Origin of the sequence: Corynebacterium afermentans subsp. afermentans (assembly GCF_030408355.1) — a bacterium.
In the GTDB taxonomy this organism is placed as follows: Bacteria; Actinomycetota; Actinomycetes; order Mycobacteriales; family Mycobacteriaceae; genus Corynebacterium; species Corynebacterium afermentans.
In genome coordinates, this window is sequence record NZ_CP046606.1 from 300755 (window position 1) to 316331 (window position 15577).

At 67.1% G+C, this 15577-nt stretch carries 16 protein-coding genes; 14 read left to right on the top strand and 2 right to left on the bottom strand.

The genetic code is table 11. The features are described from left to right. Position 1 precedes the first annotated feature (1 nt). Genes CAFEA_RS01270 through CAFEA_RS01290 form a run of 5 tightly spaced genes read left to right on the top strand, consistent with a single transcriptional unit; the run spans position 2 to position 6386 of the window. A complete protein-coding gene (locus CAFEA_RS01270; RefSeq protein WP_063937692.1) occupies positions 2-496 on the top strand; it encodes a hypothetical protein in 495 nt (164 codons plus the stop codon). Further along, positions 493-3099, top strand: coding sequence for a heavy metal translocating P-type ATPase (locus tag CAFEA_RS01275; protein ID WP_081634357.1), 2607 nt, complete (start codon positions 493-495; stop codon positions 3097-3099). Before CAFEA_RS01270 ends, CAFEA_RS01275 begins: the two co-directional genes overlap by 4 nt. 11 nt (positions 3100-3110) lie before the next feature. Next, complete coding sequence (gene hemE, locus CAFEA_RS01280; protein WP_034997104.1) at positions 3111-4160, top strand: uroporphyrinogen decarboxylase; 1050 nt, start codon at positions 3111-3113, stop codon at positions 4158-4160. Beyond that, positions 4160-5593: a protoporphyrinogen oxidase gene (locus CAFEA_RS01285; protein ID WP_063937690.1), complete on the top strand. Its 1434-nt coding sequence runs from the start codon at positions 4160-4162 to the stop codon at positions 5591-5593. The genes hemE and CAFEA_RS01285 overlap by 1 nt, the downstream gene beginning before the upstream one ends. Before the next feature lie 31 nt (positions 5594-5624). Continuing rightward, positions 5625-6386 (top strand): DedA family protein, encoded by a 762-nt coding sequence (locus CAFEA_RS01290; protein ID WP_063937689.1) that lies wholly within the window; start codon positions 5625-5627, stop codon positions 6384-6386. A gap of 201 nt (positions 6387-6587) precedes the next feature. Here CAFEA_RS01290 and CAFEA_RS01295 read toward each other — a convergent pair whose 3' ends face one another. Further along, entirely contained in the window at positions 6588-7424 is an 837-nt protein-coding gene (locus CAFEA_RS01295) for an NAD(P)-dependent oxidoreductase (RefSeq protein ID WP_063937688.1), read from the bottom strand. Between the two features lie 20 nt (positions 7425-7444). Between CAFEA_RS01295 and hemL the strand changes: the two genes are divergently transcribed. From hemL to CAFEA_RS01335, 8 genes are read left to right on the top strand one after another with little or no spacing between them, the layout of a single operon-like run. Beyond that, the gene (gene hemL, locus CAFEA_RS01300; RefSeq protein ID WP_063937687.1) at positions 7445-8770 is read left to right on the top strand and encodes a glutamate-1-semialdehyde 2,1-aminomutase; all 1326 of its coding nucleotides are present in this window, start codon (positions 7445-7447) and stop codon (positions 8768-8770) included. Beyond that, the gene (locus tag CAFEA_RS01305; protein ID WP_063937686.1) at positions 8771-9373 is read left to right on the top strand and encodes a histidine phosphatase family protein; all 603 of its coding nucleotides are present in this window, start codon (positions 8771-8773) and stop codon (positions 9371-9373) included. A gap of 8 nt (positions 9374-9381) precedes the next feature. After that, complete coding sequence (locus tag CAFEA_RS01310) at positions 9382-9954, top strand: TlpA family protein disulfide reductase (protein WP_063937685.1); 573 nt, start codon at positions 9382-9384, stop codon at positions 9952-9954. Then, positions 9955-10728, top strand: coding sequence for a cytochrome c biogenesis CcdA family protein (locus CAFEA_RS01315; protein WP_063937684.1), 774 nt, complete (start codon positions 9955-9957; stop codon positions 10726-10728). Then, a complete protein-coding gene (gene resB, locus CAFEA_RS01320; RefSeq protein WP_063937682.1) occupies positions 10729-12378 on the top strand; it encodes a cytochrome c biogenesis protein ResB in 1650 nt (549 codons plus the stop codon). Positions 12379-12408: 30 nt separating this feature from the next. Continuing rightward, positions 12409-13386 carry a c-type cytochrome biogenesis protein CcsB gene (gene ccsB / locus CAFEA_RS01325; protein WP_063937823.1) on the top strand — a complete coding sequence of 326 codons (978 nt, stop codon included), beginning with the start codon at positions 12409-12411 and terminating at the stop codon, positions 13384-13386. Then, entirely contained in the window at positions 13386-14405 is a 1020-nt protein-coding gene (galE, locus tag CAFEA_RS01330; RefSeq protein ID WP_063937680.1) for a UDP-glucose 4-epimerase GalE, read from the top strand. Before ccsB ends, galE begins: the two co-directional genes overlap by 1 nt. After that, positions 14402-14659 carry a helix-turn-helix domain-containing protein gene (locus CAFEA_RS01335; protein WP_063937678.1) on the top strand — a complete coding sequence of 86 codons (258 nt, stop codon included), beginning with the start codon at positions 14402-14404 and terminating at the stop codon, positions 14657-14659. The genes galE and CAFEA_RS01335 overlap by 4 nt, the downstream gene beginning before the upstream one ends. Before the next feature lie 299 nt (positions 14660-14958). On the opposite strand, the gene CAFEA_RS01340 is transcribed toward CAFEA_RS01335, so the two are convergent. After that, entirely contained in the window at positions 14959-15225 is a 267-nt protein-coding gene (locus CAFEA_RS01340; protein WP_063937821.1) for a hypothetical protein, read from the bottom strand. Between the two features lie 40 nt (positions 15226-15265). Here CAFEA_RS01340 and CAFEA_RS01345 point away from each other — a divergent pair, with 40 nt between their 5' ends. Then, positions 15266-15577, top strand: coding sequence for a DUF4229 domain-containing protein (locus tag CAFEA_RS01345; RefSeq protein WP_063937676.1), 312 nt, complete (start codon positions 15266-15268; stop codon positions 15575-15577).

Consider the following 15577-nt stretch of genomic DNA (forward strand, 5'->3'; position numbering starts at 1 on the left):
CGTGGCAGGGATGTTCCCGACGATGGTGTCGGACCCGAACGACAGGAACCGGCGCTTTACCGGCGAGGTCGGGCAGGCGTGGCCGAAGCCGCTGAAGATCGGCTACTACCTGTGCCTTCTTGCGGCGCTGCTGATGTTCGTCATCGCGTTTTTGACGATGGTGTCGGATTCGCCCAAGGACCTGGACGCGGACGTCGAGGGCATCTTCGCGCGCAACCTGCGGATCTACACCTGGGGCAGCATCATCCTCGGCTCCCTCATCACATCGTGCTGCGCCTACTTGCCAAAAGGCTCGAAAGTCGCGCGCCGCTGGCTGGCCGGATTCATCGGCCTGGCGGTGTTTTTGCAGCTGTCCAGCTTCTTCGTCGGCGTGGCCGGCTGGGCCGCGTTCGTGGTAGTGGGCGTGCTGGTCTTCGCCCTATTTTTCGTGTTCCGCCCGGCCGCAAACGCGTTTGTGGATAAGCGCAGCGGCGATGTTTGGGAAGGGGTGGAATGAGCAAGTACGAGGGCGAGGACCTGGAAAAGCTCAGCGCCACCGGGCGCGAAGGCGCCAAGCTGGAGGAGCTGAGCGGAGAAGAGCTCGACGACTACATTGAGGCCGCCCGCGACGCAGCCAGGGAAGCCGGGGTCGACCCGGCCACTGCCCGTCGCGACCTGGACGGCGAGCTCGTGCGCCCCAATGCGTCCTACGCCTTTGAACTGCGAGGGCTGGAGGACGGCCCGCAGCTGACAGAGATCGAAGACGCCCTCGAATCCCTCGACGGCGTTTCCGCCCGCCTGGTGTACCCCACCCGCATGGCGTGGGTGACGGCGCCGGCGACCATGCCGCTGCCGCAGCTGATCAAGACCATTGAAGAGTTCGGCGTGACCCCCGTGGTCACGGACTCCACTCTGCAGCGCCGCGCCCACGGTCGCTACTGGACGGAACACCCCATGCCGCGGCGCGCCAAACACCACCGGAAAGAAGAAGCGGCGCACCTTTTGGCCCGCGCCCAGGGGTTCGTGCAGAACAAAACCCGCGCGGAGCGCCGCAGCGGCGACGTCCTGTTTACCGCCCGCGACCTGGTCACCCCGGGCAGGCTGTGGCTGGCGGTAGTGCTGACCATCCCGGTGCTGCTGCTGACCTACGTGCCTGCCCTCGGGTTCCCCGGCTGGCAGTGGGTGGCGTTCGCGCTGACCACCCCGGTGGCGCTGTGGTGCGCCTCCCCGTTCCACCGCGCGATGGCCGGTGGCGTGCGCCGCGGGCTCTCGGCGCTGGACGGTGCGAGTTCCATCGCCATTTTGGCGTCCTACTTGTGGTCCTTTGCCATGCTGTTGTTCACCGACGCCGGGCGCATCGGTTACCAATCCAGCGGCACCTGGGTGCCGTTGGAGATCGGCCGCGGCCCGGAGCTCTACCTGGAAGTCTCCTGCACCGTGACGACGTTGCTGCTGCTCGGCCGCTTCTTTTCTATGCGGGTGCGTACCAACCTGCTGGACGAGCTGGAGGCGCGCCGCCCCGGCGCCGAGTCGACCTACGAGGTCACTCACCGCAAGAAGGGCGGCGGCTGCGAGCAGCTCCCAGCGACCGAGATCATGCGTGGCGACGACGTCCGCGTCCGCGCAGGCCAGGTCATCCCCGTCGACGGGGAAGTGGTCGGCGGATCCGGCACGATCGGCTGGGAGCTGGTGAACACCCATGACAGCCCTCAGTTGAAGGTGGGCAAGCGCGTCGTGGCGGGCTCTGTGCTGCGCGAGGGCGACATCAAGGTCCGCACGATCCGCGTCGGCCACACCACGCTACTGACGGCAGTGCACCGATGGCTGGAGGATGCCTCGCGCCACCAGAACGCCGCCACGATGGTCTCCACCCGCTCCGCCAGCATGCTCATCCCGGCCGCGTACGCGATTGCGGTGCTGGACTTCGGTCTGTGGTTGTTGTTTACCGGAAACGTCAACACGGCGGCGTCGACAGCATTGGCGATTTTGGTGGTGGTTGCCCCGTTTAGCCTTGCCATCTCGCCGGCGCTGGCGATCCGCCAGGGCATCGAGGCCGCCGTGCGCAACGGCGTGCTCATGAGAGACGGCAACGCTTTGAGAGTCCTGTCCAAAGTGGACACCGCCGTGTTCAACCGCGTGGGCACCCTGGTGCTGCCGGAAATGCACGTGGAAACGGTCACCGCCGCAGACGGGGAAAGCAGCGAACTGGTAGTCCGCATCGCCGGTGTGCTTTCTGCGGATTCGGACCACCCGGCCTCGCGCGCCATTGTGAAGGCAGCCCGCGAGGTGCGCGACGCCCGCTCCGGAGACCCGCGCCTGCCGGATTGGATTGAAGTCGGCGACGACACAGTCACCCCCGACGGCGAATTCGGCGGCCGCCTCACCGCCACCTGGGGCTCCGGGGAGAACGCCCGCACCCATACTTTCGACGCCTCCCTGTGGCGGCCCACCAACCTGTCCCAGCTCAATGGCAAGTTGTTGGTGGCCGCCACTAATGGCGGCACCCCGGTGGTGGTGCGCTGGGACGGCAAAGACCGCGGCGTGATCACACTTTTCGACCCCGCCAAGGAAGACGCTATCCAGGCGGTGGACACCCTGGAATCCATGGGTGTGGAAACGGTGATGCTCTCGCGCGACACCTATCCGGTAGCGCGCCGCTTCGCCGACTTTTTGGGCATCTCCCAGGTGCTCGCGGGCATCCGCTCCCACCAAAAACCCGCCTCGGTGCGCGCCCTGCACACCCAGGGCGGCATTGTGGCGATGGTGGGCGATTCCAGCGTGCTGCCGGTGCTGCGCGTGGCGGACTCCGGCATCCTGTACGCCGGCGAGGACCTCTACGGCACCAAGGCGCCGAGTTGGAACAACGTCAGCGACGTGGTGCTCGTGCGCAACAACGTCATGGCCGTGCCCCAAGCTATCGAGCACGCCCGCCGCGTCAACCGGATCGCCGACAGGAACCTGTGGTTCGCCGGCGTCTACAACGCGACCGCCATCGTTCTCGCTGCCGCAGGCGTGCTGCCCCCGGTGGGCGCAACCCTGCTCATGCTGGGAAGTTCCCTGCTCGTGGAGTACAGCTCGCGCCGCGCCAGCCGGTTCCGGGTTCAGGGTCTGCGCCGGTAGGCTTGGGTGCCATGACCAGACGCGATCTCACCAACGCACCCCTGCTCGAGGCGGCCTGTGGCCGTACCCCCTCGCGCACCCCGGTGTGGTTCATGCGCCAGGCCGGCCGCTCCTTGCCCGAATACCGCGAAGTGCGCGAAGGCATCCCCATGCTGGACTCGTGCTTCAAGCCGGAACTTCTTGCGGAGATCACGCTGCAGCCGGTGCGCCGCCACGACGTCGACGCCGCGATCCTGTTCTCCGACATCGTGGTCCCGCTCAAGGCGGCGGGCGTGGACGTGGAGATCGTGCCCGGCCGCGGCCCGGTGATGGCGGAGGCGGTGCGCACGCGCAGTGATGTGGAGAAGCTGCCTGTGCTGGATAGCGAGGTCGCCGCCGTCGCCGACGGCATCCGCATCATCCTGGACGAGCTGAGCGATACCCAAGCCCTGATCGGCTTCGTCGGCGCACCGTTTACCCTGGCCAGCTACCTCATCGAGGGCGGTCCGAGCAAGAACCACGAAAAGACCAAGGCGATGATGCACGCCGAGCCGGAAACCTGGCACGCGCTGATGCGCCGCCTGGTGCCCACGATCATCGCGTTCCTGCGCACGCAAGTCGAAGCCGGCATCGACGCGATGCAGCTGTTCGACTCCTGGGCGGGCTTCCTCACCGAAGCCGACTACCGCGAATTTGTTCTGCCGTACTCGGTGGAGATCCTCGAATCCGTCGCAGGCGAGATCCCACGCATCCACTTCGGGGTGAGCACCGGCGAGCTGCTCGGCGCGATGTCCGAGGCCGGCGGCGAAGTCATGGGCGTGGACTGGCGCGTGCCGCTGGACACGGCCGCGACCCGGTTTGCCACCCCGCGCGTGCTGCAGGGCAACCTGGACCCGGCCATGCTGTTCGCCGGCACCGACGTCGTGCGCGACGAGGTCGCGCGCATCAAGGCGGAAGCCGCCCGCGCAATCGCAGCGGGCGATGCCACTGGACACATCTTCAACCTCGGCCACGGCGTGCTGCCCACCACCGACGCGGACGCGATCACCGAGGCCGTGCGCATCATCCACGAGGAGAGCTAATGAACATCGCCATCATCGGTGCCGGCCTGGCGGGCCTGACCGCCGCGTACGAACTTCGCAGCACGGGCTCCGCCCGCGCCGGGGCAGAGGACGACCTGAAGGTCGACGTCTACGAGGCCACCGACCGGCTTGGCGGCAAATTGCGCACCGTCGCTTTTGAAGCCGGCCCCACCGACATGGGCGCCGAGGCGTTCATGGCGCGGCGCCAAGACGCTGTGGACTTCTTCACCGAGCTCGGCCTTGCCGGCTCGCTGGTGGAACCGTCCGGCCTGCGCTCCCTGGTGTGGGTGGACGGCGAGACGCGGGGGCTGCCCACCGGCGGCGTGATGGGCATCCCGTCGACGTCCGAGACTGTCGCACACCTGGTCAGCGAGGACACTGCCCAGCGCATCGACACCGAGGCCGACCGCGAAGGATTCGCCTGGGAGGTCGGCGGTGACGTCAACGTGGGCGCGCTCGTGCGCGAACGCTACGGCGACGAGGTGGTGGACAACATCGTCTCCTCCCTGCTCGGCGGGGTGTACTCCTGCACCGCCGACGACCTCGGTGTGCGCGCGACCATCCCGCAGCTGGCCGAGGAGCTCGACCGCCTCGCCGCCGTAGACGCAGACGGCAAGGTCCACCTGTCCACCGCCGTGGCCAACCTGGAGCGCTCCCGCCGCGAGATGCCCACCGGCCAGGGCGCGGTGTTCAAGACCTTCCGCGACGGCTACCAGGAGGTCTACGAAACGCTCGCCGAAAAATCCGGCGCGGACATCTACATCGACGCGTTCATCTCCGCCATCGAGCTCGAGGGCTCGAAGTACCGCCTCAAAGGCGGCGAGGACACCGCCTACGACCACGTCATCCTCGCCGTGCCCGCCCCGACTGCGGCGCTGTTGCTCAAAGAGGTTGCTCCTGAGGCATCCGGGGCGCTGAAAACTGTGAAGCTGGCCAACTCCGCCGTGGTGGGCATGCGGTTTGCCACCGACGAGGGCCTGCCGCAGAACTCCGGCGTCCTCGTGTCCACCGGCGCGGAGGACGTCCACGCGAAGGCGTTCACGTTCTCCTCGCGCAAGTGGCCGCACCTTGCCGAGCGCGGCGGCGCACTCGTGCGCGCCAGCTTCGGCCGCTTCGGCGACAACGTCGCCATCACCGCCACCGAGGACGATCTCGTGGACTGGGCCCTCGACGACCTCAAAACCATCACCGGCTTCGACGGTCGCGCCGCCGGCCTCGAGGAGATCTACGTCCAGCGCTGGCTCGGCGGCCTGCCCCGCTTCGACGAGAACCACCTCGCCACCGTGGCCAAGGTGCGCAGCCTGCTTCTCGACGAACCAAAGGCATCCCACATCTCCCTCACCGGCGCGTGGGCCGGTGGGGTCGGCGTGCCGGCAGTTATCGCCGATGCGAGGGCTGCGGCGGCAGCTGTCGTCGATAAGCAAAAGCCCTAAACCCACGGGGCGTGCGCTAGGTTGATCACCTATGGAAGAACACGCGGATCCACGCGAGACCACCGCCGAGAAGGAGTGGTGGGAAGAAGACGGCCTGCCGTGGAACGGCAAACCCACCAAGGCTGACTACTGGTGCCTGGGCTGGTTCGGCTTCGTCGGCATCTTCGGCCTGGCCATGATCCCGCTGCGGGCCTGGCTGCTGGGCCTGGACCCGCCGATCCTTTTGGCGCTGACCGGCTCTCGCATCGGCGCGGCCTCCACCGGCGCGCTCGCCGCGGTGGGGGAGGCGCCGAACTGGCTGTGGTTTTTGCTTATCGGCTCGATCGTGAACATCAAGTTCGACTGGATCTACTGGTGGGCCGGCAAACTCTGGGGCCGCGGCATCCTTGATGTGCAGGCCGCCAACTCGCCTCGCGCCGCGAAAAACATCGCGCGGGTGGAGCAGTGGGCCATCAAGCTGGGCTGGCTGGGCATCTTCCTCGCCTACGTGCCCATCCCACTGCCGATTGCGTTTGTGGTGTTCGTGCTCATGGGCATGACCGGGATGCCGCTGTGGAAGTTCATGGTCCTGGACTTCATCTCCAAGACGCTGTGGTCGTTTCTCTACCTGGGGCTGGGCTGGTGGATCGGTGAGCCGGTGGTGATGGTGCTGGAGCAGTACGCCAAGGTGGCCAACTGGATCGCCATCGTTTTGCTGGTGGTGGTGTTTTTCGGCATCTTCCGCAACCAGAACAAGAAGAAGCCGGTGGTGCAGCCCGAGGTCGTGGGCAACGAGTTCGAGGCCGGGCGTTAGGCCGGCCGGGCGGCGGCGCCAAAAGTCGAGCGGCGGAGGTCGAGTACGCCCGGTTCTAGGCCCGGACTCGACCTCCCGTACTCGACTTTCGCGTCGGTGGGCGAAGGGGGCCTGACAGATTCCGCCAGGCGTCTGCGTCGACCTGGGGTTAGGGCCGTCTGACAGATTCTGCCGCGAAGTGTCGGACCCCAGGGCCCGCCGCTAGCGGTTGACCACGACGGTGGAGAAGTCCTCGTCGCCGCGGCCGGCGTCCTGCTGGGCCTCCAGCGACGCCAGGGCGGCGGAGACGGCGGGCAGGTCCTTGTCCGAAGACGCGAGCATCAACCGGGCGTCCTTGGCGATGGCGTCGGCGGTGAAGTCGCCGGGCGAGGTAGAGCGCTCGCCCAAAAGGAACGGCGACTTCATGTTCACGATGAACTCCAGGCCGGTGGAGCCGAGCATGTCCACCACCTGCTCCGGCGACAACCCCTGGGATTCGCCCAGGTAGAGCGCCTCCTTGAACCCTTCGATGGTGACGGCCAAGGCGAGGTTGGCGAGCAGTTTGCCCACGGCGGCGCCGGCGGCGGTGTCCACCTCCTTGAGCCGTGAAGGGTTGGCGGCGGCCCAGGGGGAGACGACGTCGGCGACTTGAGAGCGTCGAGAGGCATCGGCGCCTCCGACGTAGACGCCGAGCTTGCCGGCGCGGGCGGGCGGGAGCGACCCGACCACCGGGGTGTGCACGTAGCCGGGCACGGCGTCGGCGAAGGCGGCGGCGTCGGCGGGGGAGATGGTGGTGGCATCGGCCCAGGTCACGCCGTCGGGGATCAGCCCGGGCTCGATCACCACCTCACGGACGACGTCGGGGCCGAACAGGCAGGTGATCACCAGCTCGGCGCCTTCGACCGCCTCCGCGGGCGTCGAGGCGGCGGCAGCCCCGCGTGAGACCAACGGCTCGGTCTTCTCTGCGGTGCGGTTCCATACGGTGAGTTCGTGCTCGTCGACGAGCTTGAGCGCGAGCTCAGTGCCCATGCGACCGAGGCCTAAAAACGCGATTTTCATATGGCCTAGGATAGACAATCATGACTGCGGAAAAGCCGACTTCAGCTAACACCCAGCGCTCGCACGAACTGTTCGAGCGGGCGCAGAAAACCACCCCGGGCGGCGTGAACTCGCCGGTGCGCGGTTTCGGCTCGGTGGGCGGGCAGACCCGCTTCATCCAGAGCGCGCACGGCTCGCAACTCATCGACGTGGACGGCAACTCGTACGTGGACCTGGTGTGCTCCTGGGGCCCGATGGTGCACGGCAATGCCCACCCCAAGATCGTCGAGGCGGTGGAGAAAGCCCTGCGCAACGGCCTGAGCTTCGGTGCGCCCACGGAGGCGGAGATCCAGATCGCGGAGCACATTGTCAAGCGCACGTCGGTGGAGGAGGTGCGCATGGTCAACTCCGGCACGGAGGCCACCATGTCCGCCGTGCGTCTGGCACGCGGGTTCACGGGCCGGCCGAAGATCATCAAATTTGAGGGCTGCTACCACGGCCACGTGGACGCGCTGCTGGCGTCCGCGGGCTCCGGCATCGCCACGTTCTCCCTGCCGGATTCCCCGGGCGTGACTGGCGCGCAGGCGCAGGACACCATCGTGGTGCCGTACAACGACATTGAGGCGGTGGAGCGCGCGTTCCGCGAGAACGAGGGCCAGATCGCCGCGGTGATTGCAGAGGCGGCCGCGGGCAACATGGGCACCGTCGCCCCGCGCAACGACTTCAACGCCAAGCTCAAGGAGCTCGCGCATCTCAATGGCGCGCTGTTGATCCTGGACGAGGTGATGACGGGCTTCCGCACCTCGTATGCCGGCTGGTACGGCGTGGATAACGTCGCGGGCGACCTGACCACTTTTGGCAAGGTCGTCTCCGGCGGCCTGCCGGCGGCGGCGTTCGGCGGCCGCCACGACATCATGGAGCACCTCGCGCCGAACGGCCCCGTCTACCAGGCGGGCACCCTGTCCGGTAACCCGGTGGCGATGGCATCCGGCCTGGCCTCGCTGGAGCTGGCGAGCGAGGACATCTACCCCACGCTGAACAAAAACGCGGATTTGCTGGAGCGTTTGCTTCACGACGCCCTGACGGCCGAAGGCGTCACCCACCACATCCAACGCGCAGCGACCATGCTGTCCATCCGGTTCGGCGAGGGCGAGGGCCACAACTTCGCCGACATGCAGGCCGCCGACACGTTCCGCTACGCCCCGTTCTTCCACGCCCTGCTGGATGCTGGCGTGTACGCGCCGCCGAGCGCGTTTGAGACCTGGTTCGTCTCCACCGCGCTGACGGACGAGGACTTCGGCCGCATCGAGGACGCGCTGCGCGGCGCCGCGAAGGCCGCCGCTGCGGCGCAGCCCGCGGAGGCATAAATGACGAAGACGACGGTGCACCTGGTGCGCCACGGCGAGGTGTACAACCCGAAGAAGATCCTCTACGGGCGCATGCCGGGCTACCACCTGTCTTCACGCGGCAACTCCATGGCCGTGGCCACCTCGAAGTTCTTCCGCGGCCGCGACGTGGTCTACCTGGCGGCGAGTCCGCTGGAGCGCGCGCAGGAAACGGCGCGCCCGATCGCTGAGGTCACCGGCTGCGAGGTGGACACCCGCGAGGACATCCTGGAGGCCGGCAACACGTTCGAGGGCTTGCGCACGAAGGGGTGGCGCTCGCAGCTGATCAACCCGATCCGCTGGCGGCACATGACCAACCCGCTCGAGCCGAGCTGGGGCGAGCCCTACCAGGAGATCTTCGAGCGCATGTGGTCCGCGGTCGAGGACGCCCGCAGCAAGGCCGAGGGCCACGAGGCTGTGATGGTCAGCCACCAGCTGCCGATTGTGATGGTGCAGCGCCACGTGCAGGGCAAGCGTCTGGCGCACGCGAGCCGCAACTGCGACCTGGCGAGTGTGACCTCACTTGTGTTTGACGGCGGCAGTGTTGTTGACTGGGCCTACAGCACTCCTGCCCAGCACATTTGAGAGGTACTATGCGCAAGCTTTTCGCCGCGCCGCTTTGCGCGGCCGCGCTTTTGCTGGCTTCCTGCTCCGGCGCGGAAACCGGCGGCAACTTCGCGTTCCACTCGCCGGGCGGGCAGACTGAAATCTTCTACGAGGAGGCGGACCGCAAGCCCCTGGCCGGCTTCGAGGGCGAGTCGCTTCTCGACGAAGGCCAGACCATCGCCCTGAGTGATTTCGAGGGCGAGATCGTTGTGCTCAACGCGTGGGGACAGTGGTGCGCGCCGTGCCGCGCGGAGGTGGACGACCTGCAGCAGGTGCACGAGCATTTGCAGAAGCAGAACTCCGGCACCGTGCTGGGCATCAACGTCCGCGACCCGAATCCGCAGATCGCGCGGGATTTCCTGGCGGATAACGGGGTGACGTACCCGTCCATCTACGACCCGCCGTTTAAGACCGCCGCCTACTTGGGCGGCGTGCCGTCCTCGGTGATCCCGACGACGATCGTGCTGGACAAGCAGCACCGCCCGGCGGCGGTGTTCCTCCGTGAGATCACGGCGGACGATCTGCTCGAGGTCATCGACCGCCTCGACGGGGAGGCATAGGTGGGCTTCGCCGATCTTGTCGCCGACGGCCCGCTGCTGCTCGGCCTGCTCGCCGCCGCGGTTGCCGGGTTAGTCTCTTTCGCTTCGCCGTGCGTGATCCCGCTCGTGCCTGGCTACATCTCCTACCTGACCGGCGTGGTCGGGGGTGAGATGACGCTGGATGACAAGGGCGCGCGCGTGTCCCGCAAGCACTGGGCGGTCGCCGGTGCCGCCCTGCTGTTCATTATCGGGTTCACCGTGGTGTTCCTGCTGGCCACCGTCACCGTGTTCGGCGCGGTCAGTGCCATCGCGCTCAACGCGCAGACGCTCACCCGCATCGGCGGGGTGGTCACCATCCTCATGGGCCTGGTGTTCATGGGCGCCGTGCCCGCGCTGCAAAAAGACACCCGCTTCCAGCCGAAAAAGTGGACCACCATTGTGGGCGCGCCGCTGCTCGGCGGGATCTTCGCACTCGGCTGGACACCGTGCCTGGGGCCCACGCTGGCCGCCATCATCTCGGTGTCAGTGGGCACCGAGGGCTTCACCGCGGCGCGCGGCGTGCTGCTCGTCATTGCGTACTGCATCGGGCTGGGCTTGCCGTTTCTGCTTGTCGCGTTCGGCTCGTCGAAGGCCGTGCGCAGCATCGACGTGCTGCGCCGCCACTCCCGCGGCATCCAGATCGCCGGCGGTGTCGCCATGATCGTTGTCGGCATCATGCTGCTCACCGGCGCCTGGGACGTGTTTATCGGTTGGTCGCGCCAACTCGTCGACGGATTCGGAGGGACGATCATCTAAATGAAGACGGCACAGACCTGGCTGAAAAAGGCGTGGCACTGGCTCACCAGCATGCGCACCGCCTTGATGCTGCTGTTCGTGCTGGCGGTCGCCTCCATCCCGGGCGCATTGTTGCCGCAGCGCACCGTGTCGTCCTCGCTGGTGGACGACTACCTCAAGGCCAACCCCACCACCGGCCCGATCTACGACAAGCTGCAGCTTTTCGACGTCTTCCAGTCCACGTGGTTCCTCGCCATCATCGTGCTTCTGACCATTTCCCTGGTCGGCTGCATCATCCCGCGCTCCATCGACCACTGGCGCGCCTACAAGGCCAAGCCGACGCGCGCGCCCAAGTACTTGGGCCGCATGCCGCACCACGTGGAGGGGGAGGTCGCGGGGGCGCCGGAGGACGTCGAGAAGCAGTTGCGCAAGCAGCTGAAACGCTGGCACGTGGCGTCCTACGAGCCGGACGAGGACCGCGCCGGGGCGTACTCCATTTCGGCCGAGCGCGGCTACACGCGAGAGCTGATGAACCTGATTTTCCACATCGGCATCGTCGCCATGATCCTCACCTTCGTGGCCGGCCGCATGGTGTTTTATGAAGGCCAGGTCATCGTGGTCACCAACTCCGAGGCCGAATCCGCGGTGCCGGTGGAGCAGTCGCGGGTGTTCTGCAACACCAGCCCCGCCAACTTCGACGTCTTCCGGGCAGGCCCGCTTTTCGACGGCACCGGCCTGACCCCGTTTTGCTTCGAATCCCAGAACTTCTCGGCCGCCTACCTGAACAACGGCCAGGCCAACGAGTTCTCCTCCGACATCACCTACACCGACGACCTGTCTGTCCCGCAGGAGGAGTGGACGCCCACGAGCCTGGCGGTGAACCACCCGCTGCGCGTGGGCGGCGACCGTGTCTACCTGCAGGGGCACGGCTTCGCCCCGCAGATCACCCTGACGTGGCCGAACGGGGAAACCCGCACGCAGATGATGCAGTTCCGGCCCACGGACGTGTTCACGTTCCTGTCCTCCGGCGTGATGCGCTTCGACCCGCCCGCCGGCATGTACCCGGACCTGACGGAGCGCCGCCAGCACCAGATCGCCATCGAGGGCAACTTCGCGCCCACCGCCCGCTGGGCCGGGCCGAACGGCGACCAGCTGCAGTCCGCGTTCCCCTCCATGGACGACCCGGCAGTGTCCGTGGACGTCTACGTCGGCGACGCCGGCCTGGACACTGGCCGCCCCCAGAACATCTTCGTGCTGGACCAGTCCCTGGTGGCCGACGGGCGCCTGGAAAAAGTCTCCCGCGTCCAGCTCACCCCCGGCTCCGTAGCCACGGTGGACACCGGCGACGGCGAGGTGAAGGTGCGCTTCGACGGCGCCGCCGAATACGCCAACTACCAAATCTCCCGCGACCCGACGCAGGTGTGGGCGCTGGTCTCCACCGCGATCATGCTCGGTGCGCTCGCCGGCTCGTTGGCCATCAAGCGCCGTCGCGTGTGGGTAAGAATTCGCCCGGGTACCTCGGGCCACACCCGAGTCGAAATCGCCGGGCTCGCCCGCACCGACCGCGCCGGGTGGGGCCGCGAATTCGACGACATCGCCGCCGCCATCCTCGGGCTCGAACCCGACGACGATGAGGGCGAGCAGGGGGAGTTCAACCCCTATGACCTTTGATTACACCGGTTAGTGGAGTAGGTTATGGGCATGCTCGTCAACACAACCATGGCGGAATTGTCTGACCTGACGTTCCGCACCGCGTTCATCGTCTACATCGTGGCGCTGATTATGGCGTTCATCTACTACGGCCGCGTCAACAGCGTCATCGAGGCGCGACGCGAGGCCCTGGCAGAGAAGAAGGTGCTGGTTGGCGCGGGGGGACCGGAGGTCGTCGAGAAGCAAAAGCCCGACGAGGAGATGATCGCCAACGCCCGCAAATGGGCAGGCATGACCCAAGCACTCGTCTGGGTCGGCGTGGCGCTGCACCTAGTCGCGTTTGTCACCCGCGGGCTCGCCGCCGGGCGGTTCCCGCTGGGCAACCTGTACGAGTACATCCTGTTCATGACCGCCGTGATCATGGTCGTCGCCGCCGTGGTAGTGCAGCGCAAGAACTGGCACACCGTGTGGCCGTGGCTACTGTTTCCCATGGTCATCGCCATGTTCTTGAACTCCACGGTGTTCCACATGCAGGCCGCGCCCGTGGTGCCGGCGCTGCAGTCCTACTGGCTGCCGGTGCACGTCTCCTCGGTGTCCATCGGCGCGTCCGTGGGCCTGGTCTCCGGCGCGTTCGCCCTGCTGTACCTGCTGCGTATGCACCAGCCGCGCGGTAAAGAGCACGGTGTCCTGGGCGCGATTGCCCGCCCGCTGCCGGACGCGAAAACGCTGGACCAGATCGCGTACAAGACCGCGGTGGTGACCCTGCCGCTGTTCGGCATCGGCATCGTTTTCGGCGCGATTTGGGCCGAGGTGGCCTGGGGCCGCTTCTGGGGCTGGGACGCCAAGGAAACCGTCTCCATGATCACCTGGATCCTCTACGCCGCCTACCTCCACGCTCGTGCGACGGCCGGCTGGAAGTCCACCGCCGCCGCCTGGATCAACGTGTTCGCTATGGCCATGACGATCTTTAACATGACTTACGTCAACACCGTGATCGCTGGCCTGCACTCCTACGCGGGGCTGAACTAGTGAAAGTCCTGATCACCGGCGGGGCCGGCTACATCGGCTCCACTATTGCGTCCTGCTGCGCGGACGCCGGGTTCACCCCGGTGATTGTGGACGATTTTTCCACCGGCCTGCGCGTCTTTGGCCAGCGCTTCGCCTGCTACGAGGGCGACGTCGCCGAGGTTGATCTGCTGGAGCGGGTGTTTACCGAGCACCCGGACATCGATGCGGTGATCCACTGCGCCGCCAAAATCGTCGTGCCCGAGTCCGTGGAGCGGCCCTTGGTGTACTACGACAACAACGTGGGCAAGGCCATCACGCTGTTGTCGGTGATGGAGCGCTTCGGAGTGCGCCGGTTCGTGCTGTCCTCCACCGCGTCCATGTACGAGCCGGGCGAGGACTACATGGTGGACGAAACCAGCGCCGTGGACCCGCAGAGCCCGTACGCGGCGTCGAAGTGGCTGCTGGAGCGTGTGCTTCGCGACGAAGCCGCCACCGGCCGGTTGAGCGCGATGGCGCTGCGCTACTTCAACCCGATCGGCGCGGACCCGGCGCTGCGCACCGGCCTGCAGAACCCGCACCCCACCCACGCCATGGGCAAGATGATCGAAGCCCACGCCGCCGGCGAGCCCTTCACCGTCACCGGCGTGGACTGGCCCACCCGCGACGGCTCTGGTCTGCGCGATTACATCCACGTCTGGGACCTTGCCCGCGCGCACGTCGCGGTGCTTCAGCGCTTCGACTCTGTGGTGGGGGAATCCGGCTTCGACGTGATCAACCTCGGCACCGGCCAGGGCACCACCGTCTTCGAGCTCGCAGAGGCGTTCGGCGAAGCCACCGGCACCCCGCTTGAGGTCCGCACCGGCCCCGCCCGCCCCGGCGACGTGGTCGGCAGCGCGTCGCGCACCGACAAGGCCCAGTCGGTGCTGGGGTGGTCCGCGGAGCTCTCGCTTGTCGACGGCGTCCGCCACTCCCTCGCCTGGTCCGAGAAACTGCCCGCAGTGCTCACCGAGGAAGCCGGACGGAAGGAGGCGGGCCGATGAGCGACGCCCACCACAAACCCCGCAACAAGCAGGGCAAACCCGCCAGCGACGACCCGGTGCTGATCGCGCTGGGAGAGCAGATCGCCTCTCGGCGCCGCGCCACCGGCCGTCTCCAGCAAGACGTCGCCGACGCCGCCGGGGTGTCCCGCTCCACCCTGCACACCATCGAGCACGGCGGCGCCGGCGTGCGCTGGGAGAAGGTCATCGCCGTGGCCGAGGCTCTGGGGCTGCGGATGGGGTTCACGGAGGCGTAGGTCGGGCTTCTTCCACTCGTCGCGGCCGTGTCCCGCCCCCCGCCGCTGACAGATCGCGGCGCATCTGTCAGGCGGCCGGAAACCCCCAGGTCGGGGCAAGCGTCCGTCGTAATCTGTCAGGGATCCGGCGGCCTACGCGGAATAGTTCACCCGCCGGGGGCTTCCAATGAACTATTTTGCAGCCGGATTTCGGCGACCTGGGCGAATGCCGGCTATGCGGCCGTCCAACTGCAAGAAAGTTCACGAGCTTGTGAACTTTCTTGCACGGGGCAGCCCCCAACCGCAGCTCCACCCGCCCGTCAGCTGTCACCGCGGCGACGGCGGCGTTCCTCTTCCTCCCGGCGCCTGCGCTCGGCCTCTTCGCGGGCGCGGCGCTCCTTGAACCGGTTTTTTTCGATGTTCCAGAGGAACTCTTCGTCGTCGTCGGGGCCTTTGATCTCCGGCTTCTGGCCGGGCTGCGGCCCGCCGCGCAGGGATCCGTAGCGCTCGGCGGAGCCGGGGCCGAACGCGCGCCAGAGCAGCGCGACGGCCAGGACAACCAATGCGAGGAGTAACAACCTTCCCATGGTTTTAAACATACTTGGCCACCGGATAGGGTGAACAACCGTGACTGATCAAGGTTCCCCGCAGGTAGACCCGGAGGCGAAGTCCCGGGCGAACAAGGCCGTGGCGATCTACGGCTTGGACCGCCTGCTGTTGTTCATCGCGCTGACGGTGGTGATCCAGCTGCTTGCGGTGCTCATCGGCGCGCCGGTGCCGGTGATCATGTCGGCGCTGCTGGCGCTGATTGTGGCGTTCCCGCTGTCGATGCTGCTGTTTAAACGCCACCGTCTGGAGGCCAATGAGGCGGTCGCGGAGTTGAAGCGCCAGCGCCAGGCGCGCAAGGACTGGATCCAGTCGGAGCTCGCGGAGCGCTAG

Coding starts and splice junctions, on each gene's coding strand:
- CAFEA_RS01275 (WP_081634357.1), top strand. CDS start 493: ATGAGCAAGTACGAGGGCGAGGACCTGGAAAAGCTCAGCGCCACCGGG.
- ccsB (WP_063937823.1), top strand. CDS start 12,409: ATGCTCGTCAACACAACCATGGCGGAATTGTCTGACCTGACGTTCCGC.
- CAFEA_RS01285 (WP_063937690.1), top strand. CDS start 4,160: ATGAACATCGCCATCATCGGTGCCGGCCTGGCGGGCCTGACCGCCGCG.
- CAFEA_RS01295 (WP_063937688.1), bottom strand. CDS start 7,424: ATGAAAATCGCGTTTTTAGGCCTCGGTCGCATGGGCACTGAGCTCGCG.
- CAFEA_RS01340 (WP_063937821.1), bottom strand. CDS start 15,225: ATGGGAAGGTTGTTACTCCTCGCATTGGTTGTCCTGGCCGTCGCGCTG.
- hemL (WP_063937687.1), top strand. CDS start 7,445: ATGACTGCGGAAAAGCCGACTTCAGCTAACACCCAGCGCTCGCACGAA.
- resB (WP_063937682.1), top strand. CDS start 10,729: ATGAAGACGGCACAGACCTGGCTGAAAAAGGCGTGGCACTGGCTCACC.
- CAFEA_RS01310 (WP_063937685.1), top strand. CDS start 9,382: ATGCGCAAGCTTTTCGCCGCGCCGCTTTGCGCGGCCGCGCTTTTGCTG.
- CAFEA_RS01335 (WP_063937678.1), top strand. CDS start 14,402: ATGAGCGACGCCCACCACAAACCCCGCAACAAGCAGGGCAAACCCGCC.
- hemE (WP_034997104.1), top strand. CDS start 3,111: ATGACCAGACGCGATCTCACCAACGCACCCCTGCTCGAGGCGGCCTGT.
- CAFEA_RS01305 (WP_063937686.1), top strand. CDS start 8,771: ATGACGAAGACGACGGTGCACCTGGTGCGCCACGGCGAGGTGTACAAC.
- CAFEA_RS01290 (WP_063937689.1), top strand. CDS start 5,625: ATGGAAGAACACGCGGATCCACGCGAGACCACCGCCGAGAAGGAGTGG.